Source organism: Pseudoalteromonas sp. KS88, assembly GCF_004766475.1.
Lineage (GTDB): Bacteria > Pseudomonadota > Gammaproteobacteria > Enterobacterales > Alteromonadaceae > Pseudoalteromonas.
The window spans coordinates 54,757-80,359 of the sequence record NZ_PYHV01000007.1 but is presented as its reverse complement, the minus strand read 5'-3'; the positions used below and the strand labels follow the sequence as shown (position 1 = coordinate 80,359).

The window sequence follows — 25,603 nt, the reverse complement described above, 5'->3', positions numbered from 1 at the left end:
TTAGCCAATTTGTATTGATGTGGCTGGGTAAGTTAGCGGTTGCTTTTTTTGTCTGGCAAAACAATACGCAAACGTTAGTGGGCCAACACGGCCAATTAGCATTAATAATATAATCAAGCATTGGCTTGCAGTCCCAAGCTCCCCTGTGATGCCTCTTGAAAGACCAACGGTACTCAGAGCTGAAATTACTTCAAAGCTAATATCCATCACCGCGAGTGGTTCAATACGTGCGATGATCATAATGCTGGTGAAGGCGATAAACATATATAAAATCATCACACTCAATGCTTTTATCACTAGTTTGTCACTGAGTCGGCGGTTAAACACAGTCACCGTGGCTTGTTGGCGTAAGTAGCTGTACATGGCTAATAATAAAATAACAAAAGTGCCCAATTTAATACCGCTTGCTGTACTTACAGAGCCGCCACCAATCATCATTAGCAACATAGTGAATAATGTTGAGTCGGTAGTCAGCGATTCAATTGGTAACGTATTAAACCCAGCGGTACGTGGGGTTACAGCTTGAAACCATGCACTGATAAGCTGCTCATTCAAAGGTAAATTTTCCAGTGTTAACGGGTTTGAATACTCAAATAAAAATATCAGTACAAAAGCTAAGCTATTGATGATTAAAGTTGCAAGCAACACAATACGGGTATTGGTTGCTAGCTTCTGCCAGCGGCGCTGCTGGTAAATATCAATCAGCACAGTAAAGCCTAATCCGCCGATTATAAACAATGCGGTGATCACTAAATTGACCATCAAGTCACCACGAAACTGGCTAAGGCTATCAGAGCTCAAAGCAAAACCAGCATTGTTAAAGGCTGAAATGGTATAAAATAGGCTTTGATAAGCGCCCTGCCAAAAGCCGTAGTCATCAAACCAACTAACCCAAAGCAGTACAAAAGCGATGCTTTCGATAATTAAAGAATACACCACCACATACTTAGCCACTTTGATCACACCTGATAAGTCGTTAGTATCAAGCGCTGTACTTGCTAGTAACCGCTGTTGTAAGCCCAAAGTTTTGCCTAAGCTCAACAGTGAAATGACCGCGACTGTCATAAAGCCAATACCACCAATTTGAATTAGCACCATAATCACACTTTGGCCAAATACCGTCAGTGCACTTGCAGTATCAATGACAACCAGCCCTGTAACTGTTACCGCAGAAGTGGCGGTAAACATAGCTTGCATCAAGCTTAGCGGCTGTATGCTGGCAAGCGGAGTCAGTAATAAACCGGTGCCGATAATAATTAAAACAATAAAACCACAGGTTAGAATAAGTGGTGGATTTAACTTGCGCTGTTTATAGCGGCTACCTTGTACAAAGGTTTTGGGGTAGCTATTTGCCTGCCAATTGATCATAGCGCTTTGAACCTTTTGGCTAGTTTAGTTAGGTAGGTTTTTGAGCCTAAAAGCACTAAACTGTCGCCATGGCGCAGCTCGGTATCTAAGTTTAATTCGGTATTGAAGTTTTCGTCACGGCGCAGAGTCAGTGGCTTAATATCGCTGCCACGTTCTTTTAATAACCAGCCGATGGTGCGCCCTGATAAGTGTAAATCAATCGCCAGTTCTACAATAAATGTGCTTTGAGTTAAGGCAAAATATTGATTCACCATTGGATAATTTAGAGCTTGTGCAACGCGTACACCCATTTCTTCCTCAGGGTGAATAATTCGAGAGACACCCAACTTACTCAAAATTTGGTGGTGGCTTTTTGTGCAGGCTTTTACCCAAATTTCTTTTACACCTAGGTTTTTAAGGTGTAATACACATAAAATACTGGCTTCAATGTTTTCACCTATAGCAACCAGTACTGCCTGGCAGCTGATCAAATCAAGACGTGCTAATTGCGCTTCATCGCTGGCATCAATTACGACGGTATAGCTAAGTTGACTTGCATAATGATTTACCGTGCTGTCACTTATATCTGCAGCGCAAACATTATGGCCGTGATGAGCCAGCTCTAAACAGGCCGTGACACCAAACCGCCCTAAACCAATAACTGCAAACTGTGCCATGTTCATTACTCAATAAAATTAAAAGACCAGCAGAGTGTAAGCTGTGCAAATTAAAAGTCAGTGGCTCAGCGCTAAGCTTTATAAAGATTTAATACTTAGGATAAAAATCTTTATAAAAACTTTATAGTCGCCGCCCAGTAATCGCAGTAAGCTAAGGTGTAAACCTTTACCGAGCGATATAATGAAGATACAACAATACCTCAGTGCAACTGCTGCGAGTGTGCTCATGCCAATACTGATTGTGTTGGCTATTTTTCCGGTGCGTGATTGGTTTACCACTACTGACATTGTAATGCTGCAACTGTTATGGGTTACTTTAGTGGCACTGCGCAGTAATCGTCGCGTAGCGGCTATGACCACCTTAGTCAGTGTGGCTTGTACTGATTGGTTTTTTGTTAGCCCGTATTTCACGTTTCACATTGAAAATATTGAATATGTTGTGACCTTTGCAGTAATGCTGATAGTGGGGTTGGTGATAAGCCAATTAGCAGGCCAGCTTACGCGTAAAATTAGTGATATTAAACATCATGCGAGTAACACCAGTTGCCTATACGAGCTTGCTAAAGGATTAAATGGACTCGATGAAGTAGACAGTCAGCGCGACTATTTCCAAGCGGTAGTTGAGCAACACTTACAGATAGAACTTGATTGGCAACAAGCTAGAATGACTCAAAATGGACAATCAACACATTACTTTGCGATCGGTAAAGTTGATAGTCGTTGGGGCGGTTTTATTGCCTCAGAACCACTTGATGAGGCGCAAAGTGCATTTTTAAATACTTCAATTTCAGTGCTATATCAGGCACATGAGAACACTCAGCTACGCCAACAGTCAGCTGCTATATCAGTGCAAGCAGAACTCGAGCGTGCTAAAAATGCTTTATTACGCAGTCTGTCACATGATTTACGAACCCCGCTTGCGACTATTATGGGGGCATCAAGCATGCTAGCGGATAAAAACATTGTGCTCAATGAGGCAATGGCCGCAGAGCAAGCGCGTAATATTTATGAACAGAGTAAAATTCTTAACGAACATTTTGATAAAGTTATGGAGCTTAGTCGGGTTAATAAGATGGGCGAAGACTTGCAATGGCAAACGATTAGCTTGCAAACTTTGATCAGCGAAGCCCAAGCGCGTCGCCAGCAACTATTATTTAATTTTGAGCTAGCAGCCCACATAGGTGAACAAGACAACTGCGAAGGGGATATCACCTTGCTTGAAATTGCCTTGGCGAATATGCTTGAAAACGCCAGTCGCTATGGTGATGGTCACGCAGAGCTCACCTTTAGTTATCAACAACATGGGCAACAAATTGACTACCAACTTTGCGTTACCAATCAATTGCCAAGCCCTGTGCTAACCAGCACTGATCAAGGTGTTGGTTTAGGTAGTGTGATCTGTGATGTAGTGGCTAAATTTCACCATGGAAGTTTTACTTTAGATATAAATGGTCAACAACAAACTGCCAGCGCTTGCTTAACATGGAGTAAGTTAAATGATTAATATTTTAGCTTTAGAAGACTCGCCGCCGTTGCAAAGCTTTCTTAAAACCCTATTAGCTGCCAGCGGTTATCAGGTGAGTGTGAGGGCTAAAGGGCTGGATGGTTTTGCGCTTTTAAGTGAACAACAGTTTGATTTAGTATTATTGGATTTAGGCTTACAAGATATGGATGGTCAAGATTGGTTACTCGAACTGAGGCAGTGGAGTCAATTACCCGTATTGGTATTGTCAGCACGTGATGGCGAGGTTGAAAAAGTAACCGCTCTTGATAATGGCGCTAATGATTACTTAACTAAACCTTTTAGCGCTAATGAATTATTGGCTCGAATTCGGGTTTTATTGCGTACCAATACACATACTCGCTTAGCTTTAACTTGCGGCAGTATTAAGGTTAACCCACATAAGCATACTGTTACAGTTGCGCAGCAAGAAGTTAAACTGACCAAAAAAGAGTATGCAATTTTACTGTTGATGCTACAAAATAAAGATAAAGTGCTTACTCATAATGCAATATTAAGCCATGTATGGGGGGAGCAATATATTAATCGCCCTGAATATGTGCGCGTACATATGGCCCAGTTAAGACAAAAGCTCGAACAAAACCCCGCTAGCCCAAAGCATTTACTAACAGAGCCTGCGGTCGGTTACCGTTTAGTTGATTGAGGTGGTTTGAGTATATAGCGTAAAGGGGCTTTACAGCCCCTTTTGTAAATGCTTAGAAAGCATTATCCATATTTTTGCTCGAGTTCTTCAGCGGTATGAAATTTTTCATGAGAGTGTAATTGCTCGTCGTATTTCACTAGATTTTTAAAGTGGCCTAATTGACCTGAGTTTTTCACAATTTCAACAATAAACGACATCATGAAATCGGCACCTGTCAGCGTATCACCTACTAAGTAGCGTTTATCCGCTAAACGGTCATTAAAGTAACTAATTACTTTGGCTGTTTCTGCATCGGCGTAGCCTTCTAAAAACTGTGTTTTAGCGCCATCTTTTTGTACAAACATTTTCAGTAAAAGCGGTAAAATGGCAGAGCTTTCTGCAAAGTGTAGCCACTGTTGATAGTCAACATAGTCAGCGCTACCCGCTTGTGGCGCAAATTTGCCATTACCGTATTTAGTAATAAGGTAATCAGTTATCGCACCTGACTCAGTGACAATTAAACCGTCGTCTTCTATTACCGGTGACTTACCCAGTTGATGTACGTTTTTTAATTCATCAGGCGCTAAAAAGGTCTCATTGTTTCGCTGATACGCAACAATTTCGTAATCGACCTCTAGTTCTTCAAGTAACCAAATAATGCGTTTAGAACGTGACTTATTTAGGTGGTGTAATTTAATCATGGTTGTCCTTAAAAGCGCAGCCCTTGCTGCGCAGGGTAAATTTAAAGTGGTTGATTAACTTGTACAACGGTTTTGCCGAAGTTTTTGCCATCAATCATATCGTTAAAAGCAGTGAGGGTGTTTTCAAAGCCAGTGACCAAATGTTCGCGGTAATGAATTTTTCCTTCACTCAGCCACTTTTGCATGTCAGTGGCAAATTCATCATAACGATGGCCGTAGTCATCAAAAATAATGAAGCCTTGCATTTTTATACGCTTAGTAAGTATTTGCCCCATTAGCGCCCCCATACGATCTGGGCCCTGTGGCAACTCAGTCGCGTTATATTGCGATACTAATCCGCACAGCGGTACGCGAGCTGCTGTATTTAGTAAGGGTAATACGGCATCGAACACCTTTCCGCCTACATTTTCATAATAAACATCAATTCCGGCGTCACAAGCGTTGGCTAATTGCTCATTAAAATTGTCGCTGCGGTGATCAATACAGGCATCAAAACCTAACGTATCAACGGCGTATTGGCATTTTTCATTGCCGCCAGCAATACCAACAACTTTACAGCCTTTAAGTTTAGCAATTTGCCCAACAGTGGCACCGACTGGCCCAGTTGCAGCAGCAACAACCACTGTTTCCCCTTCTTTAGGAGCGCCAATATCAAGTAACCCCATATAAGCGGTAAAACCAGGCATACCCATAATACCAAGTGCATAAGAAGGATTACTTGGATTTTTACCCAGCGGCATCAGGCCTTCACCATCTGAAATGGCATAGTCTTGCCAACCTGTATAGGCCAGCACCCAATCACCCACTGCAAATTTATCATTATTTGATTGCTCGATTTGGCACACAGTCGCACCCACCATCACTTCACCAATTGCCACAGGATCAGCATATGATTTTGCATCGCTCATGCGACCACGCATGTAGGGATCGAGCGATAAATAAATGGTGCGTAATAATACTTCGCCTTGTTTTAAGGCATCAACAGTCACCTTTTTAAATGAAAAGTTATCGTTCGTTGGTTTGCCATGTGGGCGCGATGCTAAAGTAAATTGTCTGTTTTCAATGGTCTGCATAAAACCTCTCTATCCGTTGTAAGGACTAATATGTTGCTTTGTGATCTTCAATAATAAAGAAGTGGGGTTTTAGAGTATTAATTCAATTGTTGGTTTATCTCTGTATGGGTAATCACTATTGCAAGGCTGCAACGGTGATATTTGCGGCTGTTGTTAGGTCGCTATTGTATTTTAAATGCCAAAATAAATTTATTCCTTTCAATGTTCATAATATAGAAAAGCAGCAAAACAGGCTGTATTAAAAAGGGAAGCCCTTTTAAGCCTAAACTTGCCATTCAAGCACCTGTAATTCCATCAAAAACATCCTAATAAAATAATAGCAAATCCTCTTTTTATGATTTACGTAAAACCGAATTAACCGATTGAACCCAAATAGGAACTCAGCTATGGTTGAATCATCAATAATAAATTAAGAACGAGTTAATCTAGGCTTGTTAGCACTACAAGGAAACAGCGTGCATAAATCCATATTATTACTACTCATTATTCCATTAATTTCTTTTTCACTAAAAGCTGAGAATGATGATTACGAGGTGAATAAAGTCGAGTATAAAAACTTAGTTGCTAATTTATATTTACCAAAAACTGAGAAAAAACTTCCTGTAGTAATTGCCTTTGGTGGCTCTGAGGGCGGATTAGGTACTGGTAATGCTAATGGTGAAATGATCGCACCTCACGGTGTTGCTGTATTAGGGCTAGCTTATTTTAAAGAAAAAGGTATTTCTCAAACGCTAGATCAAATACCAATGGAATATTTCATTGATGCAGTTGACTATTTAGAAACTCATCCTTTAATAGACTCATCTAGAATTGGTGTGGTTGGTGGCTCTAGAGGTTCAGAGGCTGCATTTTTATTAGCAAGTATGGATTCCCGTATTAAATCTGTGGTTGTTACAACGCCAAGTAAGGTTGCTTGGCATGGTCTAACAATACCGAAGTCGGCTTGGACAATTGAAGGCCAAGATATTCCAGCTTTAGGCCTAGAGTTGGATTCAAATGCAAAGTTAATCGACAGGTTTAGAGTTGCATTAAAAAATAAAAATCAGGTAAATAAATCCTTATTCAAATTTGAAAATATTAACGGTCCAATACTTTTGATTTCAGCAGAAAGTGATCAAGTTTGGCCATCTTTTCAAATGTCTAAAGACATAGAGGTTTATTTAAAAAATAAGCATTTTAAGCATAAAGTAGTTCATAACTCTTATAAAACTGGTCACGGTTTCAGCCAAGATACAGCCCCAGAAATTAAAAAATCGATCATTAATCACTTTGTAAAAACATTGTAGTGCTAACAGTTGCACGGTTTCGCTGCGCTACACATTGTTTCACCCAAATAGCATAATATTTCTTTTTAATGGGTGACAAAATTAACTATTTCACTTCAGTTTTGGGTTAATTAAGTCAGAGTAACGTGAAATAGAATAAAGCGTGAATATCACAGCTGATAGTGTTGGCTACAACTCTGATTTTAACAAGCTATGTATGTGCCGCATGTTGCGCACGTTACGTGTTTAGAGGCGTTCATTGATGTATCGAAATGTATTAACAGTGGTTGTTGTTTTGGTTTTCCTTTCAGGTTGTGCTGAACGCGCAATTGATATTACTGATAAAGAGGGAAAAATCGTAGGAGGCTGTAATGCCGGTTATGATTGGCACTTTTATGGCTTACAAGACTCAATTGATTATATGCTTTATGAGTGTGCTAAAGGGTCAATAGCAAACGGTTTAAAAATATCAGATGAAAGGCTACTTACGCTTGATTTTACACTGCCACCGCCGCCAGACGGTGAGTCGTGGAATAAACAATTAGCGATGTATCACTTTCATAAAAACACGATTACTGAAAGAAAACTTGGTTATATTCTTGCAGCTTTAGAGTTTGACTATCAGAAAGTCGTTTGGTCAGCTGAAAATGATTTAGCCAGCGGAAACATCACGCAAGCTGAATTTGATGACATAGCGAAAGAGGCCAAATTAAAATGGCTTGGTGAATAAAACTCACTGTAATAGTTTTAAATAAACAAGATATAAACTATCCGTCATGAAAGTTAGCTTACTTATTTAATAGGTTTAGGAATTTGGTTATGGTTAGACCATAAGCATGAGTAAATTTATGGGCTCATCAGAGGCTAAAAAAGGAATTTATAATGGATAACATTGCTGAAATATTTATATCTTGGTTTCCCTTGCTGCTTGTTTTATTCATTATGTGGGTGATGCCAATTATACTCATTGCTAGGTCACAAAAAGTGGGACGCCAAGAAAAGCTCGCATGGGTAGTTGCCTGTTTGTTTATTAGTTGGTTTTGTTTACTCTTATTTATGTTGATTGCACCGCTTAAGCCTAATGACAAATAGTGGCACTTAAAAAGCGTTTTGTGTTCATCAATATACCTTAATCAAAAATAGTAACTTGGTGATGTTCGCGTGTTAAATTAGGTTTTGATTAATGGCTTTTATAACGGCCTGAGTGCGGTCTTTTACCTCTAATTTAGCAAGGATTTGTGACACATGGTTACGAATAGTCCCCTCAGAGTTATCTAACTTTTTGGCAATCACTTTGTTCGACATGCCTAAAGACAAACACTGCAATACGGTTTGTTCTTTGCCTGTTAAGCAGAGCTGAGGGCTTAGTTGCTTTTTGAGTAAAAAATCAGTCACCGCACTTTGCAATACTCGCTCACCTGCAACGACCTGCTTGATAGCGCTAATGAGTTCTTCAAGTTCAATGTTTTTAAGCACATAGCCACGAGCACCTAAATTAAGGGCTTTGACTAATACATCACAATCTTCAAATGTGGTGATGATCAGCACAGGGGTTTTATCACCCTTTTCACGCATTTTTTGCAGCACGCCGAGCCCATCTAAATTCGGCATTCTCATATCGAGTAAAGCAATGTCAAAACTATGCTCAGCTAATAGTGCAAGCGCTTGTAAGCCATCTTCAGCTTGGGCTTCGATATTAATGGCGCTATCGAGGTTGAGTAAATTAGCGAGGCCTAAACGAACTAAGGTCTGATCTTCAACTAGTAGGCACTTTATCATGGCTTTTTTCTTCTAAATTTAGTGGTAGTGTCATGGTATTGATCAGTGTTTCTTGCTCAAGGTGTTGTGAAAATTCACCGCCAAATTGTGCCATTCGCTCATTTAATCCTGCTAATCCGTTCCCTTGTTTTGGTAAATGGGTTTCTGGTTGATTGTGATACGCTTTTGCAATTAATAGCGGCTGTTGGCCAACGTGGGAGACATTTACATGCAAAGTAAAATGGTTTGCTTGGGTATGTTTAAGGGTGTTGCTGATCATCTCTTGGGTAAAGCGCAATACACACAGGGCAAAGTCTTGCGGGAGCTGCTCTGTCTCCTTACTTAGTTGGAGATCACAGTGTAAATTAGGTGTTAGTTCGCAAATGGCCTCAAGAGCTTGCTTAAGTATCGTTTTGTCATTGCGCTGAGTGGAAACGATTTCGCGCACCTCAGCCAATACTTCTTGGCTAAGTTGGTGGCAAAGAGAGAGGGTTTCAACGGTGGCTTCATTTGCAGCTCTTTTGGCAAAATCTAAATTAATGCTGAGCGCGGTAAGCTTATGGCCGAGTGAATCATGGAGCTCGCGTGATATATTTTGTCGCTCTTGCGCTGCATGCATCGCCCCCATCATGTGTTGGGTGGCTTTTAACTCTTTGTAGTTTTGGCGGGATTGGTAATGTGTATTTAAACTTTCGACAATCCGGCGACTGACAAACCAATTCATCAAGCAAAAGAAAAACCAAATTGTAAACGTGATCCAAGGAATGCCATTTTCCCAGCGCGCATAATGCGTTAAACCATACACCAGCATGGCGGCCACAACACAAGCCAGTATCTTAGGAAGCGAAAAATGAGGACTAAAAACCGCGGTAAACATCACTAGGTGGATAAAAACTAAGGATGTTGAACTCAGTTGTATCATTGCCAAAATAAGCAGGAAATAGCCAAGCGCTACGCCGTGAACAAATTTGTTGGGTTGTTTTAACACATACAGCAAAATAGCTAAAATGGAACCACTTACTATGATTTGCAAATATAGTGCTAATTCTGAGTTGGCATAATAGGCACACGCCGATGTCACCCCAAGCCACGATGCCAATGTTGAGAAATGCCAATCGGTTGTATGTCGTATAGTTGATTCCATTACTGTGGCCATATTTTTTTAGCAATTATTGCAGAACTCGCGTTGTAAAAACAGTGACATCTGTCATAGCTCGGGCTATGAGCTTTGTGACTAGTGCCATGAAACCTCATTCATTTATGCTTAATTAATAAAAGTTAGTTGGGCACATTAATGAATAAAGACAGTCGATTACACTACATTGATAATTTACGTAGCCTCGCGCTATTGCTCGGCATCGTATTTCATGCCGCTTTAGCCTACAGTCCGTTCTTTAGCAATATTTGGTTTACGGCAGACCCAAGCACACATGGTCTATTTGATTATATTACGCATACGCTGCACTTATTTCGGATGCCGTTATTTTTTATTATTGCAGGGTTTTGCAGTGCACTTTTAATAGATAAATCGAGCAACGCGCGCTTTTTACATCATCGCAGTAAACATATTCTACTGCCTTTTATTGTATTTTTACCGTTAAGCTTTGCCGTTTACTACCATGCCTTGAGTTTTGGAGCCGGTATAGCTAATCCAATACCGCCGATTTTTGCTGTGTTTAAAGTTATTAAAGAACCTGTTGTTAGCACTATGCACTTATGGTTTTTGTGGAACTTATTCCAGTTTTGCTTAATTCACTGGTTGTTGAAAACAACTAACTTATTAGGCAATAAATTCGATGCGCTTAGCGCTCATCCTTTATTTATGTGGGTTGTACTTCCCATCGTGTTAACGTTTTCATTAATGGGGCAATCTATTCCATTTCCTGCTCCTGATAAACTCACGCCACAGTTATGGTCGTATGGTTTTTACGGCAGTTTTTATTGGTTGGGAGTGGGGCTTAATACAAAACAGCAGCTCATTTGGTCATATCATAAGTACTTATGGCCTCTTATTTTGGGTGTTGCACTATCACTGACTGGTTATTTTTCTTTATTACCAGCCGCGCCAAGCTTAGATGACGTGATTGCCGCCGCAACTACGGGGTATTTTGCCGCAGCGGGAGAGCTACATGTATTGCATGTTTTATCACAAGGACTGAGTGTTATTTTGTTAACCGCCATAACGTTTTTACTTGGGCATCGTTTTTTAAATCACCAAAGTAAGCTCAGTCGCAGCATCTCAAATGCATCATATTGGATTTATTTAATACATGTGCCAGTGCTGATTTATATTCAGATGCCATTGATTAATACTAATTGGCCAGTTTTAGTAAAGTTTATAGTTAGCGTGGTGGTTACATTACTTATTGGTCAAGTAAGTTATTTATTATTAGTTAAAAATACGTGGTTGGGCGCACTACTTAACGGTAGGCAAACCAAGAGAAAGGTAATACAGTCAGCTTAAATGTTGTCACTTGGTAATGACTTAAAAGTAGTACTACATAAAGGAATACTATTATGCATGCAATAACAATCAAATCGACCATCGCCACGATTCAACAGGGGGCAATCAAAGCCGACGGCAAATTTTGGCTAACCAACACCGATATTCATTTTGCGCCGTTGAATGCACAATTTGGGTTAGGGCCTTATATGTTTGCACGGTGTGAAATTGTAAAAGTGAGTAAGTGCTCTGGTAAAGTTGCGGGTATTTTGCCTTATACACATGATGCAATTGAAATCGTATTAAAAGATGGTAATAAATATCAATTCATTGTCTCGAATCCAATTGAGTGGATTAAATTAATTAACCAATAGTTTAAAGTACAAACGCTGGTAGTCCATAAAAGTAACTATTGTTTTAATGTACCTAATAATGCACGATAAAACATGTCACTATTTTATTGGGTATAGAGTAAGCACATGGATTTGATAAATACGCTTTTGCTTAAGCTGTGTTTGGGTAAAAAAGCCGAACCCCTCGTCGTTTTAGGGAAAAAACTATCAAACAACAATGACGCGGTAGTTAAGTCGCTTGAGTTATATTGTTTTACGCCTGATGCGTATTTCGACGATATTAGTGAGTTTGAGAAAGACAATTGTTTTATTGAATCTGTAGATGATATAACCCCTGTTGATGCATTAGTGAGAGCGCTGAGTAGTGCAAATGCCGTTGTTTGTGTCGATAATCGCTCTGAGCCTTTGCTTGTTTTGTCACTACTACAAAAGCTCACGCCCATTGGTTTTGAAACGTCAGGTTTGTTTAAAGATCTTGAGGCTTTTTACAGGGAAACAAATTATGGTTTTGGTGCTTTAGTTGGTAGAGAGTGTGTTGAGCATTCCCCTACGCTGTTTGATTGCTTGCAATCAGTGAAACTTAAAATGCTTGCAATAAATGATGGTTCAGATGCGTTAATTTTGTTTCTTTGCCATGAAGATGAACACACACAAGTGATTGAGCTGGCTAACAAAGCCCATATAAACCTCTACTTTGAAGAGATGTAAATGCTTACTTAAGGGGGCAGGAGGTTATATTAATGAAAATTGACCTAGAAGCGTAGAGCGCAACATGATTGATATAACCGTATGCAGATGAGCAGATAATCACAGTGTGTAGTTATAAACTTAAGATTTATTGAATTAGATAATTCACAGTAATTGATATTTGAGTTACTTATTTATAAGGAATAGCATGAATAAAAACTTATTACTCCCTTGTGTTGCTTTGCTGTTTGCAGGGTTCAGTGTTAATGCAAATAATCAGGTGTTATCTGTTGACCAAGTTGCACTGCAAGGCGTGCAATTCGCATTCGAGAATGATGCGCATACTAGACCAAAAAACAGTGATTTTACGCTGCTCAACACCGTGCTTATGAGTAGTGAGCAAGGTCATCGCGTAGCGGTTGTTACGGTACGTAATGACGCTTCTGGATCTCGAATACTCGAAGGTTCACACCTTATGGCACTGTTTGCTGATGGCCAGCGCAAAGCTCCTGTATCTATGACTGAAGGAGTTAAGTTAGACCGAGGTGAAAGACGTTCATTTACGGTGTCGTTTGGTGAGGCTGACTATCCAATCTTAAGCGTTTACAGTAGTAATGATATCGAGTAGAAAAGTTAAAAAATCATCATTAATTTATGTGCTTTTATGTTGGTAACACCCAGAACAGTGTTAAACACGAGCGAAGTCTTGGCCATTAACAGGCTTTAGATCTGCATAGGTGATAGGCCGCCAATATACTTATAATCAAAACGAGTCGTGGGGTAAATTCCCACGCATACCGTTCTACCGAAAGAGCCCGCCTTTATCGGCACTCACTTGCCAATTTCTGTGCAATTATGAGTGATTTTTTCCCAAGTAAAGGCCAGCTTTGCATCAACCCTTCATGTATTAGTAATAGCTCATCTTCATAACCTTTAAGATCTAGAGCATTCGCTAACCTATTGGCCACTTCAAATTTATGGCGAGTTAATAGCTCTGATAAAGCTTCACTGTTTGGGTAGGCTGCTACTGCATTGTGGAATAGGCAGCCGCTTGGGGCGTATTTGTTCATCCAGAATTCTATTTGACTAAATACGTGCTCAGCTATCGGGATATCACTGTCATTTAATGAGTTGAAAATAGTGCTTAAATACCGAGTGTGACGGTACTCAAGTGCAGTGACTATCATCGCTTCTTTTGAGGGACAGTATTTATACAGGGTTCTTAAGCTTACCCCTGTGGCTTCTTTTAACGCATCAACACCTTGTTCTGCAAAGCCATGTTGGGCGAAAGCAGTTTCTAAAGCGCTGGCTATCTTTTCTTGAGTCTTGTTCATAGTTGACATGGTAAAACGATCACTCTACCATTGCAAGTAGAGTGATCGTTTTACTTTTGGGGTGAATGTGTTTAATAAGTTGAAATCAATACCGGTATTAGAAATAGGCTTAGTCGTCGCATGGAGTTCTGGCTTTATCGGAGGGACGTTGGCGTCTAATACTGGTTCCATTTTTACCGTTTTGTTTTGGCGGTTTTTAATCACCTCCGTCATTTTGCTCCCCTTTACATTAAAGGTTTAGCAAAACTAACTACACGGGATTTAATACAGCAATGTGTAATTGGTGGCTTTGCTATGTTTGGTTATCTAGCAACAATCATCGCAGCAATTGATATGGGCGTTTCTCCAGGAACCGCAGCGTTAATTGCCTCTTTACAGCCTATCGTCACCGCTGCTCTCGCTGGTATTGTGTTGTCTGAGAAGGTTGTTTTTAAACAGTGGGTAGGTTTATGCTTAGGGTTTATTGGTGTCGCAGTTACTGTAGTAGGTGGGTTAAATGATTCGCCGTTACTTGCTTACGCTTTGGCCTTACTTAGTATGGTATGCATTGTTGTTGCAACCTTTGTAGCGAAGGCGAGACCGAGTAAAGTGACATTATTGCCATCGCTTACTATACAGTGCTTAATCACCAGTGTGTTGTTTATGCCACTTGCCTACTTTAATGGCGGTATAGTACCCGAAATTAGCCTTAACTTTGCTTATGCAGTTGCTTGGTTCGTACTATTTTCTACTCTTGGCGCTTACGGACTTTATTGGCAGATCTTATCCAAAAGTTCTGCAACGCGGGTGTCGAGTCTTATTTATTTAACGCCACCCGTAACAACACTATGGGCTTGGATTATGTTTGGCGAAGCAATCACTGTACCTGCTATTTTAGGTCTGGGTATAAGTGCAGTGGGTGTTTACTTAACGCTGGTGAAGATAAAGGATAAAAAAGTCACAACAATACATCCTTGTAGTCTTACCAAGTAATTAGGGCGTGCAATCGGCAACTATAATTAAAAGCGCACAGGGCAGTGTGCGCTTTAAAGGGGGTCATGTGAATACTGCCATTGTTACAAACTATTTTACGTTTGGTATCGTGGAAAAAACTCGACCTAATGCTAGCTTAGGCTAAAACACTAGAATAACAATGATAGGTATCCCTTTTAAGCAATTTTATTTATTGCAGTAATTATTTTTACTATTAGTATGACGTTCGGTAAGTTTATTCAATTATTAAAAGGTAACCGACATGCACCCACACATTGCTAAGCTTTATGAAAGCGCGAATAAATCGCATAAGCTTATTATTGGCCTAATGAGTGGCACTTCGTTGGATGGCCTTGACGTGGCACTGTGCAAAATTTCAAACCATGGTATGAACACTAATATAGCATTGTTAGCGTTTGATACAGTGCCTTATGATGACGACTATAAACAAAAAATTAAAACGGTATTTGCCAAACGTGAATGCGATCTAGAGCAGGTAACTTTATTGCACCCATGGATTGGCCAGTTACATGGCACTATGGTAAACCAGTGCCTTTCAAAATGGGACGTGGCAGCTGATTCTATCGATGTGATCGCCAGTCATGGTCAAACAATTTATCACTGTCCTAAAAGCCAACATGGGCAAGACAGTTTTGGTCATGGCACGCTACAAATCGGGGATAGCGATCATATAGCAGTCACTACAGGTATCACCACTGTGGGGGATTTTCGTCAAAAACATATTGCTGCAGGGGGAGAGGGTGCTCCGCTTGCTGTTTATGGTGATTACTTGTTTTTTACCAGCCGTGATGAAAATCGCATTTTGCTTAATATGGGAGGCATTGCTAATTTAACCTATCTTCCGAAATCCGCAGATGCACGTGCCGTATTTAGCTCAGATATAGGCCCTGGGAATACCATTATGGATGCATATATTCAGCAGTATTTTAAGCCATTGAGCTACGATGTTGACAGTAAAATAGCGCGCCAAGGACAGATAAACCAAGCTTTATTAAATGCGCTGTGTGATGACCCGTTTTTTAAACAGCCTTTTCCAAAAACAACCGGCCCTGAAGTTTTCAACATGCAATATTTAGCACGTGCACAGGCCTTATCTAATACAACAGAGCTGAAACACAGCGATGTAATGGCCACTTTAACACGCTTTTCAGCGCAGGTAATTGCCGATGCAATTAACCGTAGTAGTGCAGCTCTAGATAGTGTGAGTGTATATGCCAGTGGAGGTGGGGTTCACAACCCATTGTTGATGGAACATATTCTATCTTTATGCCCTCAGTTAACGGCGATTCAAAATACGCAAGCACTGGGTATTAACCCTGACGCGAAAGAAGCCGTTTTGTTTGCCATTTTAGCGAATGAATGTCTCAGCGGGGGGCAGATGCGTTTTGGTAATACAGCACAAGGTATTCCCAATGTGACAATGGGCAAAGTTAGTTTTGCTGATTAGTCCTCGTTTACCAGTGCTAAAAAATAGATAATAACGCACTGCTACAACTAGCAAAAAAATGGCGAATCGAGTGGTTTTTAGGTGTGTTAGCTGTCGCAGGTAGCTGCTCAACATAGCCTTTTTCGTGCGGGGTGATCACAACATCAAACTGGGCACTGTCTTTCAATGTTGCATGTAAACCATGCAGCATTAACTGCATCACAAACTCATTGCTGCCTTCAGGCACATCTATTTTAGATAACACTAAATTGACTTCACCAGCTTCAAGGTCTTGTTGAGTAACGGTGTGCGCTGCTGTGTAACGGGCATTTCTTGCAAGCAAATGGGTGACATTAACTGAAATAATATCATTCTCATGGGCGTCATCTGGTAAAGCGCAGACAAGGTTTATCTCGTGCTGATCATTAGCAACTAGGTGCAAGCTATCGAATTCAGATGTGTGGGCCATTGCAGCCGACAATGGATCTTCAAGAGATTGTAATGCGAAGTTCAATCTCACATGAGCGGTGTTCATTTAATTCAGTCGTCTTTTAGTCGTTATACCAATTCGCTTAATTAAGTATTATTGCGGATTGGTATTATTTAAATTGAATAGAAATTATCCTTTAGTTAGATTACAGAATTATGACTGTTGAATAAATCGGCATAGTTTATCGACCAAAACATGAAATTTTGTTTTTCTGTTCCAAAACATGAAACGGTTTATTACAAGGCTGCTATAGTAAGCTTTTGTTGCAGAGTAATTTTTATGTAGTTTTTAACTAACTATGGGCCTTGTCATCAAAACACGTCACTCAACCATTAGAAGCCCCCTCTAAAAAACAGCATATCCTCTTGTTATATTTTTCGTAAAATTAAATTGAACAATTGACCCGAAATAGGAACTCGGCTATTTTTGATGTATCAATAGAAATAAAGTTAAGACGAGTTAAGCTACAAGTTTGTTAGGTTTACTAATTAGTTAAGGATAGAAAATTGAATTATTCAAAATAGTTAAAAAAGACATTTCCTAATTTGTGTGATACGCCAGAACAAACACTTCAATCATATATCGGTGAAGCAAACTCTAATAGTCAACTGTTCAGAGAGTTTATAAAAGTATTAGGATTTTTGTTTTTTGTTATACCGTTTAATTTGTTTCTTTTGGCTTCAGGAGTTCAGTCGCCGCTATATTGGGTGCTACTGCTAGCCTCTTTCTTGGTTGGTAGCTTTTTTTCTGTTTATTGTGATCAGCTATTAATTAAAAAGCGTTTACGCAAAGTTGCCAATGAAATCAGGTACAAATAAGTCAAGGCCAAGAGATGGCGTAGATCCAAAGGAATTAATAAAGATGCAAACAGAAGTAGGTTTGATTGAATCAATGTTACAGTCAAAAACACTCACTATATTAGTGATCGTTGCTCTAACTTTGATTGGTGGCTTTTTTATATTTTTATCTAAAATGGCTAGCTAGAGACTGTCAATAAATGAATGGGGTAAAATTTTTCCTTTTGTGTGAGTGATTTACGTTTGCTCGGCTATACCTTAGATAATTAGATGGTTTTTTAATTACATTGTTCGTGAGTAAACAAGACAGTGGTAAAACCAGAGCCTTATAACCATTCAATCTTTTACACCCATCGACTATCCATCTTATTCTACAGTTGCTTGCGTTTAGTGGGGCATAACGACATAAGTACGCTGTACTGCAACAGAATCAATTTGTTGTGATTCTTTAGGTAAAGATTTTAACCTAAACCAAAAAGTTAATAATGAAATTCAAGGTAAATATACTATTCAACAACCTAAGCATTTTTTGTAAGGGTTTTAACCACAAGGAAAGTTATGATTAAATCTATTTTAGTAATATCGGCGCTTGTTTTAGCCAAGTTTGTTACTGCCGAAGAAATTACTGACGTGTCTGAGCTTACAGCGCGTTTGGACGATGCCGTTCCCAAAATTTTAGATAAACACAAAGCACCGGGTGTTGCAATTGCGCTTGTAAATGGTAATGGACTCGTTGGGTTTCGCTCCTATGGTTTTGCAGATGTAGCAACGAAAACACAAATAACTCAACGTACAATGTTTAATGTAGGTTCGATTTCTAAGTTGGTGACTGCGTGGGGGGCAATGCAGTTAGTCGCCCAAGATAAAGTCGATTTAGATGCGCCAATTAATCAATATCTTAAACGCTGGCAGATTCCTAACGCTGAGTTTGACGTACAAAAAGTAACGTTAAGAAATATCCTATCTCACACTTCAGGTTTGTCGCTGGGACCCTATTCAGGGTGGGACTCTCGTGAAAAGTTATCCTCTATTGTTGATTCACTAAAAGGTGATAACAATAATGCTGGACCCGTTGAACTTATTCATGCGCCAGATACAAAGTGGTCTTATTCTGGTGGTGGGTATTCAGTGGTGCAGCTGCTAATTGAAGATGTATCCGGCATGACATTTGATGACTACATGCAGAAATATGTATTCGGCCCACTAAATATGCAGGATTCTACTTTTATTATTACTGAAAAGGTAATGAATAAGTCGGCAACACCTTATGATAATACTGGCAGAATAACGGGTATGGTGTACTTCAACGAAAAAGCTGCGGCAGGTTTACAAACTACCCCCATAGATTTAGCACGCTTTAATATGGCTGTATTACGCAACAAAGAGGGTCATTATAACGGTTTAACATTGTTGTCAGAAAGGCTTATTGATCAGATGATAAAGCCAGCTCCGAATACTAATGGACGTTGGAGTATGAGCTATGTCGTGGACGCAGAAAACAATAGTCTCGGCTTTGCTGGGTTTAATCGGGGTTGGGTTTCGCTATCACGCTCTGTCACCGACTTAAACTTTGGCTATGTGATATTAAATAACAGCAGCATTGGTGCTGTAAATAATGAAATTGATAGCCTTATTCTCTCTACTGTTAAGTAGAGTCGTAATTAAAATATAAGCATTTAGCGAATAAACCGCTTAATGCATTTACTATTTTTATCAGGAAGTTTGGTGGGGTATCTCACTTAATCTATAAAAAGGAATTTATTTTGAGGGTTTATTTTAAAGCACTTCTTTTGGTAGTGGCTCTTAGCTGCTTTACTTTCAGTACCTATGCCAATGAGGCTAAATCATTTATCAGCTTAATTAAGACTCACTATCAAAGTACATCTTCTATTGAAACCTTTTCATTAACTCATAGTTATTTAGGACGAAGTGATCCTTATCAGTCATGGGATTTTCAAGCGCCTACACGCTATAAAGCTTTTAAAATCACCGAGATTGATACTAAAAAACAGCATTACTATCAAAATGTTGTTCATAATTTTACTGGAGGCCAGTATTTTGATGAAGTGCACTTTCAAAATGATGAAGAAAGCTTACGTTACGAACGCAATGGGATTTCTTTAGGTAAAAGTGCAATTGAACAAAGCGTGAATAGCTTTATACGGTATAAGAATCTCACGTTAATGAATTTAGATTTTATGGCAGTTAGGCCGTTAATAAATGAAGTGAATACTGATGAGAAAATAGCATATCATCAGGATGATAAGGCCAATACAGTGACGTTAATTCACCGCCCATCTGAAAAGAGCACAATGGAATATGTATTTAATATTGAGCCTTTGCGTTTAGTGTCAATCACCAATAAAAGTAGAAAGCGCATTTATCTTTATGACGACTACAGATATAACAATGGTTTCTATTTTGCTCATTCGCTCATCAAAAAATATAATGGGGACGTCAATCCTAGTTTTATTACTCGAATTGAAAAATTTGAAGAAATAGATCAAATAGATACAGAAAAGTTAATGCTACCCGCTGGCTACTTTAAAGCTGCTTCAAGCAAAAAGTTAGACCTCACGGTTAAAGCGATAGCCAATGATCTCTACTTAGTCACCGATGATTTAGCAACTAGAAACACCCTATTGAAAATAAATAATAACGATATTACAGTGTTCGGTGTGTCAAGAAATACTAAATCATCGAAACACGTAATCGATGCTATTAAACAGCGTTTTCCAGCTAAAAACATTACAGCGGTCTATGTTACTCACCCCTACAGTGACCATATTTCAGGTTTATTACCTTATGTAGAGCAGGGCGCGGTAATTTATGCGGACGCCTATACTGTTAATGCTATAAAAGCCTTTCCCCGTTTTTCTAAGGTAATAAAAAAATTCAATTTTAAAACGCTCTCCAATGAACAAGTTATTGATGGTGTACGTTTTTACGTTTTAGAAAATACACGGTCAAAGCGTCAAAGTTTTGCCTTTTTTGAGCAAGATGGGATTATATTTCAAACTGACTTTTTGGAAGTCGCTTTCGATAATACCATCGCTAAAATACTGCCCAGTTATAGTAAGCGATTTATAGAGTTTGTGAGAAGTGAGCAATTAAAAGTAAATCGCATAGTAGGGTTTCACCGAAATAATAACATATTGCCAGAGGTTGTTAATCAGTCTTATCAAGCCAATACTATGTGACGCAAGATACCCTACATATTGATTAATTAGGGTTCCTAACAGCTTGTTCATTTTAGCTTTACTCATTTTTTTGCAAGCGAGCACCGTACGCTCATGAGTGCGTTGAAGTTGTAGAGTTGTTTTTTGGTTCCAAAAAGCATCAGCTTACATGGGTTGACCATTGTTTGCTGGAGCAGCAAATGAATTACCTTACAGCTTTTAAAAAGTTGAAATGCCGATTAAGCTACATAGTTTAGAGCTGTAGTTTCAGTTTATTGTAAAGGGCGAGATCATGGGTCAGTAGGTGTTTGGTCTCAATATTAACGATTGCTGATTTGGCTGTGTCGGGCAGCTTTTTCTTTATAGCGATTTGAGCAATACGTAAATTTGTTAAGCTTTGGTATGACGCTTCATTTATCGCTTTTGCTTGTAAGATGACATCTTGAAATAACGGTAATGCTTCATCTAAACGACCCATAAAATGCAGTGCGCGCGCTATATTATAATGCGCCATAACTAAGTAATGAATATCATCATCTTTTTTTGCATTTTCTAATGCTATTTGTAAATAAGTGAGTGTAGCGTCTAAATCATTTTGTTTATGGGCTAGGTAACCTAATATTGTATAAATTTGTTTTTTTATATGGCTATTAGGGTGATTGTTAAACTTGGTTTCCAGCTCTAACAGCAGTGATGAGCCTTTTTTATAATCACCGGTATACAGTTGAAAGGTGGCGTAATCAATAATACTTTGCGCATCCCATTGTGCCATGTTTGAAAATGCGGCATCGACACTTTCAATATATTCACTTAAATCTGCCTCTTCATCTTGGCTTGCAAGTTTTACTTTGTACATATAACTGTGTATTTCAACCCGCTTAGGCAATGAAGGCAGAGTCAGCAAGTCGTCTACTTCTTTATGTAAACGGTTATATTCTTGGGCTTTAAATAGCAAATCCATTAATGTGAGTTTTTGATGGAACCAAAGGTGTGTCGCAGCAGGCGTGTGCGTTAAAGTGGCTGATAGATCAGCAATACACTGTGATAAATTTTTCTTACAGGTATCGGTTTTAAGTTCGCTCGCTAAGGCAAATGACAAAAATGAACTTAATGTAAGGCAAATTATTACAACTTTTGAGAACATTTTGCTGGTAATTTATTTCCTAAATTTATCTTTCAATAAGATAGACTATTTTACTGAATAATATAAGTCATTATGTTTAAGAATGACAAAACAGATCATAAATAGTGCTGATTTGACTTATTTCGAACATGAATGTCTTTTAAGCTAAAGAGCATCTTTAGTAAGTTTAGTTTTTTTAAATATCGGGAGTTTATTCACTTGAATAACCTCCAGTCCAATTAGTGTGTTGATTTTGTTTATGAAGTTATGTGTAATGAAGTCAGAAAAGTTAACTGCTGGCATGGAAGTATATATGAATATTTGGCTGATTATTGCGGGCGCATTAAGTGCACTTGCTGCTGTGTTACATTTGGGTTGTATTTACTTTGGTGCTACTTGGTATCGTTTTTTTGGTGCTGGCGAATATATGGCAATACGTGCAGAGCAGGGTAGCATTGAGCCTACATTAATAACATCTGCAATAGCATTAGTGCTCTTAACATGGTCGTTGTTTGCTTTTTCTGCCGCTGGACTTATATTTAAATTGCCATTTGTGCGCCCAGTTTTGATGCTTATTACATTTGTTTATTTAGCACGAGGCGTTGCCGGGTTCTTATTCATTAATAACCCATTAGGGCGCTCGCCTGATTTTTGGGTTTGGAGTTCGCTAATATGCCTAAGTTTGGGCGTAGTTCATTTAATTGGCTTAAAACAACAGTGGACAAACCTTTAAACTCTTACTTTTAAGCGACACCTTTTTATACGCTAATCACCCGTTAGTTTATGTATCACGTTTATGAGCGCTTTATAGCGTTCAGGCAACGTTCTGTTTTTCTTTTTCACGGTATAAAGCGTTTCAATAACCGGGGTTGGCGGTTTAATAACGGTGAGCAGTTCTTTTTGAGCAAAATTCTCAAGCGCGTTTTTTGGTAATACAGTAAAACCTAAGCCTTTAGCGACAGGTGAAAGAATTTGACTGAGCTGATTAATGTAGCTGACAACGGGAATGTCTGTGGGAACTAATTTTTTTAGGCTAGGTTCTTGGCATTGCTCGAAGTACATCGATAGGTAATGCTTGGCATCTGGATGATCGACTAAGCCTTGATTTATAAGTGTTTCTGCTAATGTGCCAGTTGGTGCGATATTTTTAGGTAGCACTAAACATAGCTCTTCATTTGCGAGCTTATTTATATCAAACTCACGCATATTGGGTACGTCGGTGACAATGCCCAATTCTATGTTACTTTTTTGAATGTCATTTAAAATTTGGTGATTAGGCGCTGCAGTTAGTTTGATAATAAGTGAAGGATGACTCATTTGTAAATCTAACAAAGCAGGATACAGTAAAAGCGCCATTGAGCCTGAACAGGCAATGGTGCAGTTTCCAGCATGTGGGTTATCAAATGCTAATGCCTCAAGGAGTGTCTGCTCGTTCTTTTTCAAGGTGGTAGCATAATCATAAACTAGGCGACCTTGCTCAGTTAAATCGAAACTTTTTTTATCTCTTTTTATCAGTGTAAAGCCACATGCTTGCTCAAGCTTACTTACCTGTTGGCTCACACCTGGTTGAGTCATAAATAGCTTTTCAGCTGTTTTAGTAAAGTGCCCAGTGTTAATTAAGGTTACAAACGTATTTAACCAAATAGGGTTTAGCATGTTTCACCATAATCTTAAGTTATTAAAGTGATTATATTTGATAATTTAATTTAATCAATCTTCTGCTCTACACTGGTGTTACTGATTTAATAGTTAAGCAAACTTTTGTAGGAGAAAGCGATGAAAATGAATCATGTAGGCCTAATGGTTGGTGATATGGACAAGGCGGTTGAGTTTTACACTGAGGTGCTTGGTTTACGCATAATCATGAATAATACCAAGGTGCAAGAAGAAAGAGAAACCGCCATTGGCAGAATGTGCATTGCTGTTTTTGGTGAAGGTTTTAAAGGGTTTAACATTGCACACTTAGTAACAACAGATGGTATCGGCGTTGAGTTGTTTGAAATGAAAGAGCGAGATCAACGCCATCATGTTGACTTTTCACGGTTGGGGATTTTTCATTTTTGCTTACAAACTGACGATTTTGAAGGTGTAATGAAAAAGACAGAGGAGTTTGGTGGCAAAGTTAGAATGGATGTCATGCGATATCACCCTGAAGATGACAATAGACCTGCAAAAATGGTGTATCTAGAAGACCCATTCGGCAACCTATTTGAACTTTATTCTCATACCTATGAAGAAACGTACTCTTCAGACTATGATTAAGTAATCCTTAGAGCGACAATTGAGTCGCTCTTTTTGTACGTAAAGAGAGGTCGTTAGTTATTTTTAGAGTGTTACATAGCGGGGCTCTTTAGGATGTGTTAAGTTTATTAATACTTGTTATGTGGCATTTTCATCTAGTTGTAATCTTAAGGAGTACAGGCTTTGGAAGTGGTAATTTTAGTTACGTTAGTAACGGTTTGGGCAGCCCTTATGTTACGCTCAGTGATGGCTGAATATACTTATTATCAATCAGTTAAAACTCGTGAGCCGCAGATATGGCAGCAGCTAGGTGCTCCTCGTTTTCTTAAAGTCCCGATAGTGTTTGTTTCAGCCAAGGGCAATAAGTTGCTAAAACAGGTAACCGATACTACAGTGCGTGAAAATGCATTAAAGCACCACCGTGCCGGCAGACAATTTTTGTTTTATATCGTTGCTGTATTGGTTATAGGTATTGTTTATTTGAAACTGACTTAATAGACTAGCAGAACTTTTATAATTAAAGAATTATATGCCTGTGAAGCCTATTTTTATCATTGTTTTTTTACTGTGTACGTTTGCTACTACTGCAGAGAATAAATTTGAAATCCCCCGCAGTAATATCGTCGAAATTAAAGACCCTCTTTCTGGCCGTATTTATCGTCTTTTCGTTAAATTACCGCGGTCTTATGCAGCAAACAGTAATAAAGCTTATCCAGTTATTTATTTAACGGATGCGATGTACAGCTTTCAAGTTGTGTCTGGCGCTACCCGCTTTGCGATGAACAGTGCAAAAATGGACGAAGCCATAATTGTGGGTATTTCATATTCAAAAGGATCACGAGGTCCATCAAGCCGAGTGCGCGACTATACTCATCAGGTAGCCCTTAATTGGAAACTAGAAACAGGTAAAGCCCAAGCGCATGCTCAGTTCATTAAAAAATCTGTTTTTGGCTATCTTAACAAGCACTACAGAGTGAGTGGTTCGCGTACTTTTGTTGGTAATTCTCTTGGTGGGTTATTTGGGGCGTATATTCTTTTTACTGATCCAACTATGTTTGATAATTATGTGTTGGGCAGTCCTTCAACTTGGTACAAAAATAACGATATATTGAATGTTAAAATTACGCCAAGCCTGCGCTCTCATAAAGTGTACATTGGTGTGGGAGAGTATGAAACGCCTGAATTTGACTCGCCAGATCACGATATGGTTTTAGGCGCCAAACAGTTAGGGTTGAAATTATCTGATCCGCTATTGCCACATATTCAGGTAAGACTTAACGTTACTCCAGGTGCAAGTCATGAAACAGCGTTTCCTACTACCGCTACTCAAGGCCTGTATTGGATATTTAAAAAGTAATAATACAAAATTTGATTACGCGCAATCCAACGTATTTTATTTCAAGTCATTTAGGTACTTATGCAAGTTTAATACTATATTAATATTAGCAGTACTTATGTTGAATAAGTTAATATGTACCTAAAACAACTCATGATGCAAATTTTGGCGTTTCACAGGGATTTAATATTAAGGCGTTATTTTGCCGCATTGGCTATCCCTTTTAATTCCAACTG

Annotated in this window: 29 protein-coding genes; 18 read left to right on the top strand and 11 right to left on the bottom strand. The window is 39.0% G+C overall.

Annotated elements, in window-relative coordinates:
- Together C7Y70_RS03930 and C7Y70_RS03925 are read right to left on the bottom strand one after the other, a co-directional pair.
- Entirely contained in the window at window positions 1–1,368 is a 1,368-nt protein-coding gene (locus C7Y70_RS03930) for a TrkH family potassium uptake protein (protein WP_135473452.1), read from the bottom strand.
- A complete protein-coding gene (locus tag C7Y70_RS03925; RefSeq protein ID WP_135473451.1) occupies window positions 1,365–2,024 on the bottom strand; it encodes a TrkA family potassium uptake protein in 660 nt (219 codons plus the stop codon). Before C7Y70_RS03925 ends, C7Y70_RS03930 begins: the two co-directional genes overlap by 4 nt.
- A 181-nt stretch (window positions 2,025–2,205) precedes the next feature.
- On the opposite strand from C7Y70_RS03925, the gene C7Y70_RS03920 reads away from it, so the two are divergent.
- Both C7Y70_RS03920 and C7Y70_RS03915 read left to right on the top strand, forming a co-directional pair.
- Entirely contained in the window at window positions 2,206–3,528 is a 1,323-nt protein-coding gene (locus C7Y70_RS03920; RefSeq protein WP_135473450.1) for a DUF4118 domain-containing protein, read from the top strand.
- On the top strand, window positions 3,521–4,189 hold the full coding sequence (locus C7Y70_RS03915; RefSeq protein ID WP_099293030.1) for a response regulator transcription factor: 669 nt from the start codon (window positions 3,521–3,523) through the stop codon (window positions 4,187–4,189). The genes C7Y70_RS03920 and C7Y70_RS03915 overlap by 8 nt, the downstream gene beginning before the upstream one ends.
- A gap of 62 nt (window positions 4,190–4,251) precedes the next feature.
- On the opposite strand, the gene C7Y70_RS03910 is transcribed toward C7Y70_RS03915, so the two are convergent.
- Window positions 4,252–4,869, bottom strand: coding sequence for a glutathione S-transferase (locus C7Y70_RS03910; RefSeq protein ID WP_135473449.1), 618 nt, complete (start codon window positions 4,867–4,869; stop codon window positions 4,252–4,254).
- Window positions 4,870–4,910: 41 nt separating this feature from the next.
- Window positions 4,911–5,942, bottom strand: a complete 1,032-nt coding sequence (locus C7Y70_RS03905) for an NADP-dependent oxidoreductase (protein ID WP_135473448.1) — start codon at window positions 5,940–5,942, stop codon at window positions 4,911–4,913.
- 455 nt (window positions 5,943–6,397) lie between these two features.
- Here C7Y70_RS03905 and C7Y70_RS03900 point away from each other — a divergent pair, with 455 nt between their 5' ends.
- From C7Y70_RS03900 to C7Y70_RS03890, 3 genes are all read left to right on the top strand, one after another.
- Entirely contained in the window at window positions 6,398–7,228 is an 831-nt protein-coding gene (locus C7Y70_RS03900; RefSeq protein WP_167850787.1) for an acyl-CoA thioester hydrolase/BAAT C-terminal domain-containing protein, read from the top strand.
- A gap of 241 nt (window positions 7,229–7,469) precedes the next feature.
- Complete coding sequence (locus tag C7Y70_RS03895; protein ID WP_135473446.1) at window positions 7,470–7,937, top strand: hypothetical protein; 468 nt, start codon at window positions 7,470–7,472, stop codon at window positions 7,935–7,937.
- A gap of 152 nt (window positions 7,938–8,089) precedes the next feature.
- Complete coding sequence (locus C7Y70_RS03890) at window positions 8,090–8,299, top strand: hypothetical protein (protein WP_135473445.1); 210 nt, start codon at window positions 8,090–8,092, stop codon at window positions 8,297–8,299.
- Between the two features lie 72 nt (window positions 8,300–8,371).
- Here the strand turns inward: C7Y70_RS03890 and C7Y70_RS03885 are convergent, their stop codons facing one another.
- Both C7Y70_RS03885 and C7Y70_RS03880 read right to left on the bottom strand, forming a co-directional pair.
- Window positions 8,372–8,986, bottom strand: coding sequence for a response regulator transcription factor (locus C7Y70_RS03885; RefSeq protein WP_055016941.1), 615 nt, complete (start codon window positions 8,984–8,986; stop codon window positions 8,372–8,374).
- Window positions 8,964–10,109, bottom strand: coding sequence for a histidine kinase (locus tag C7Y70_RS03880; RefSeq protein WP_013463100.1), 1,146 nt, complete (start codon window positions 10,107–10,109; stop codon window positions 8,964–8,966). Before C7Y70_RS03880 ends, C7Y70_RS03885 begins: the two co-directional genes overlap by 23 nt.
- Before the next feature lie 150 nt (window positions 10,110–10,259).
- On the opposite strand from C7Y70_RS03880, the gene C7Y70_RS03875 reads away from it, so the two are divergent.
- The 4 genes from C7Y70_RS03875 to C7Y70_RS03860 all read left to right on the top strand — a co-directional run bounded on the left by C7Y70_RS03875 (window position 10,260) and on the right by C7Y70_RS03860 (window position 13,076).
- Complete coding sequence (locus tag C7Y70_RS03875; RefSeq protein ID WP_135473443.1) at window positions 10,260–11,429, top strand: acyltransferase family protein; 1,170 nt, start codon at window positions 10,260–10,262, stop codon at window positions 11,427–11,429.
- A 53-nt stretch (window positions 11,430–11,482) separates the two neighbouring features.
- Complete coding sequence (locus C7Y70_RS03870) at window positions 11,483–11,782, top strand: hypothetical protein (RefSeq protein WP_013463102.1); 300 nt, start codon at window positions 11,483–11,485, stop codon at window positions 11,780–11,782.
- Window positions 11,783–11,887: 105 nt separating this feature from the next.
- Entirely contained in the window at window positions 11,888–12,469 is a 582-nt protein-coding gene (locus C7Y70_RS20570; protein ID WP_210114655.1) for a hypothetical protein, read from the top strand.
- Between the two features lie 187 nt (window positions 12,470–12,656).
- Entirely contained in the window at window positions 12,657–13,076 is a 420-nt protein-coding gene (locus tag C7Y70_RS03860; protein WP_099293010.1) for a hypothetical protein, read from the top strand.
- Between the two features lie 193 nt (window positions 13,077–13,269).
- Here C7Y70_RS03860 and C7Y70_RS03855 read toward each other — a convergent pair whose 3' ends face one another.
- Together C7Y70_RS03855 and C7Y70_RS03850 are read right to left on the bottom strand one after the other, a co-directional pair.
- Complete coding sequence (locus tag C7Y70_RS03855; RefSeq protein WP_135473442.1) at window positions 13,270–13,782, bottom strand: TetR/AcrR family transcriptional regulator; 513 nt, start codon at window positions 13,780–13,782, stop codon at window positions 13,270–13,272.
- A 24-nt stretch (window positions 13,783–13,806) separates the two neighbouring features.
- Window positions 13,807–13,995: a hypothetical protein gene (locus C7Y70_RS03850; protein ID WP_135473441.1), complete on the bottom strand. Its 189-nt coding sequence runs from the start codon at window positions 13,993–13,995 to the stop codon at window positions 13,807–13,809.
- Here C7Y70_RS03850 and C7Y70_RS03845 point away from each other — a divergent pair.
- On the top strand, window positions 13,969–14,754 hold the full coding sequence (locus C7Y70_RS03845; protein ID WP_135473440.1) for a DMT family transporter: 786 nt from the start codon (window positions 13,969–13,971) through the stop codon (window positions 14,752–14,754). The two genes, C7Y70_RS03850 and C7Y70_RS03845, sit on opposite strands and share 27 nt — an antisense overlap.
- Window positions 14,755–15,016: 262 nt before the next feature.
- Window positions 15,017–16,222 (top strand): anhydro-N-acetylmuramic acid kinase, encoded by a 1,206-nt coding sequence (locus C7Y70_RS03840; RefSeq protein WP_135473439.1) that lies wholly within the window; start codon window positions 15,017–15,019, stop codon window positions 16,220–16,222.
- A 16-nt stretch (window positions 16,223–16,238) separates the two neighbouring features.
- On the opposite strand, the gene C7Y70_RS03835 is transcribed toward C7Y70_RS03840, so the two are convergent.
- Window positions 16,239–16,736, bottom strand: coding sequence for a hypothetical protein (locus C7Y70_RS03835; RefSeq protein WP_135473438.1), 498 nt, complete (start codon window positions 16,734–16,736; stop codon window positions 16,239–16,241).
- A 753-nt stretch (window positions 16,737–17,489) separates the two neighbouring features.
- Here C7Y70_RS03835 and C7Y70_RS03825 point away from each other — a divergent pair.
- The 3 genes from C7Y70_RS03825 to C7Y70_RS03815 all read left to right on the top strand — a co-directional run bounded on the left by C7Y70_RS03825 (window position 17,490) and on the right by C7Y70_RS03815 (window position 20,688).
- Window positions 17,490–17,675: a hypothetical protein gene (locus C7Y70_RS03825; RefSeq protein WP_135473437.1), complete on the top strand. Its 186-nt coding sequence runs from the start codon at window positions 17,490–17,492 to the stop codon at window positions 17,673–17,675.
- A gap of 371 nt (window positions 17,676–18,046) precedes the next feature.
- Complete coding sequence (locus tag C7Y70_RS03820) at window positions 18,047–19,141, top strand: serine hydrolase domain-containing protein (protein ID WP_135473436.1); 1,095 nt, start codon at window positions 18,047–18,049, stop codon at window positions 19,139–19,141.
- Window positions 19,142–19,251: 110 nt separating this feature from the next.
- The gene (locus C7Y70_RS03815) at window positions 19,252–20,688 is read left to right on the top strand and encodes an MBL fold metallo-hydrolase (protein ID WP_135473435.1); all 1,437 of its coding nucleotides are present in this window, start codon (window positions 19,252–19,254) and stop codon (window positions 20,686–20,688) included.
- A gap of 232 nt (window positions 20,689–20,920) precedes the next feature.
- On the opposite strand, the gene C7Y70_RS03810 is transcribed toward C7Y70_RS03815, so the two are convergent.
- A complete protein-coding gene (locus tag C7Y70_RS03810) occupies window positions 20,921–21,766 on the bottom strand; it encodes a tetratricopeptide repeat protein (protein ID WP_135473434.1) in 846 nt (281 codons plus the stop codon).
- Window positions 21,767–22,103: 337 nt separating this feature from the next.
- Between C7Y70_RS03810 and C7Y70_RS03805 the strand changes: the two genes are divergently transcribed.
- Window positions 22,104–22,523, top strand: coding sequence for a hypothetical protein (locus tag C7Y70_RS03805; protein WP_135473662.1), 420 nt, complete (start codon window positions 22,104–22,106; stop codon window positions 22,521–22,523).
- 32 nt (window positions 22,524–22,555) lie between these two features.
- On the opposite strand, the gene C7Y70_RS03800 is transcribed toward C7Y70_RS03805, so the two are convergent.
- Complete coding sequence (locus C7Y70_RS03800; protein WP_135473433.1) at window positions 22,556–23,446, bottom strand: LysR family transcriptional regulator; 891 nt, start codon at window positions 23,444–23,446, stop codon at window positions 22,556–22,558.
- A gap of 120 nt (window positions 23,447–23,566) precedes the next feature.
- Here C7Y70_RS03800 and C7Y70_RS03795 point away from each other — a divergent pair, with 120 nt between their 5' ends.
- The 3 genes from C7Y70_RS03795 (at window position 23,567) to C7Y70_RS03785 (ending at window position 25,388) form a co-directional block, all read left to right on the top strand.
- The gene (locus C7Y70_RS03795) at window positions 23,567–24,052 is read left to right on the top strand and encodes a VOC family protein (RefSeq protein ID WP_099292988.1); all 486 of its coding nucleotides are present in this window, start codon (window positions 23,567–23,569) and stop codon (window positions 24,050–24,052) included.
- Window positions 24,053–24,214: 162 nt separating this feature from the next.
- Window positions 24,215–24,526: a hypothetical protein gene (locus C7Y70_RS03790; RefSeq protein WP_135473432.1), complete on the top strand. Its 312-nt coding sequence runs from the start codon at window positions 24,215–24,217 to the stop codon at window positions 24,524–24,526.
- A gap of 34 nt (window positions 24,527–24,560) precedes the next feature.
- Entirely contained in the window at window positions 24,561–25,388 is an 828-nt protein-coding gene (locus C7Y70_RS03785; RefSeq protein ID WP_135473431.1) for an alpha/beta hydrolase-fold protein, read from the top strand.
- Window positions 25,389–25,603: the final 215 nt, after the last annotated feature.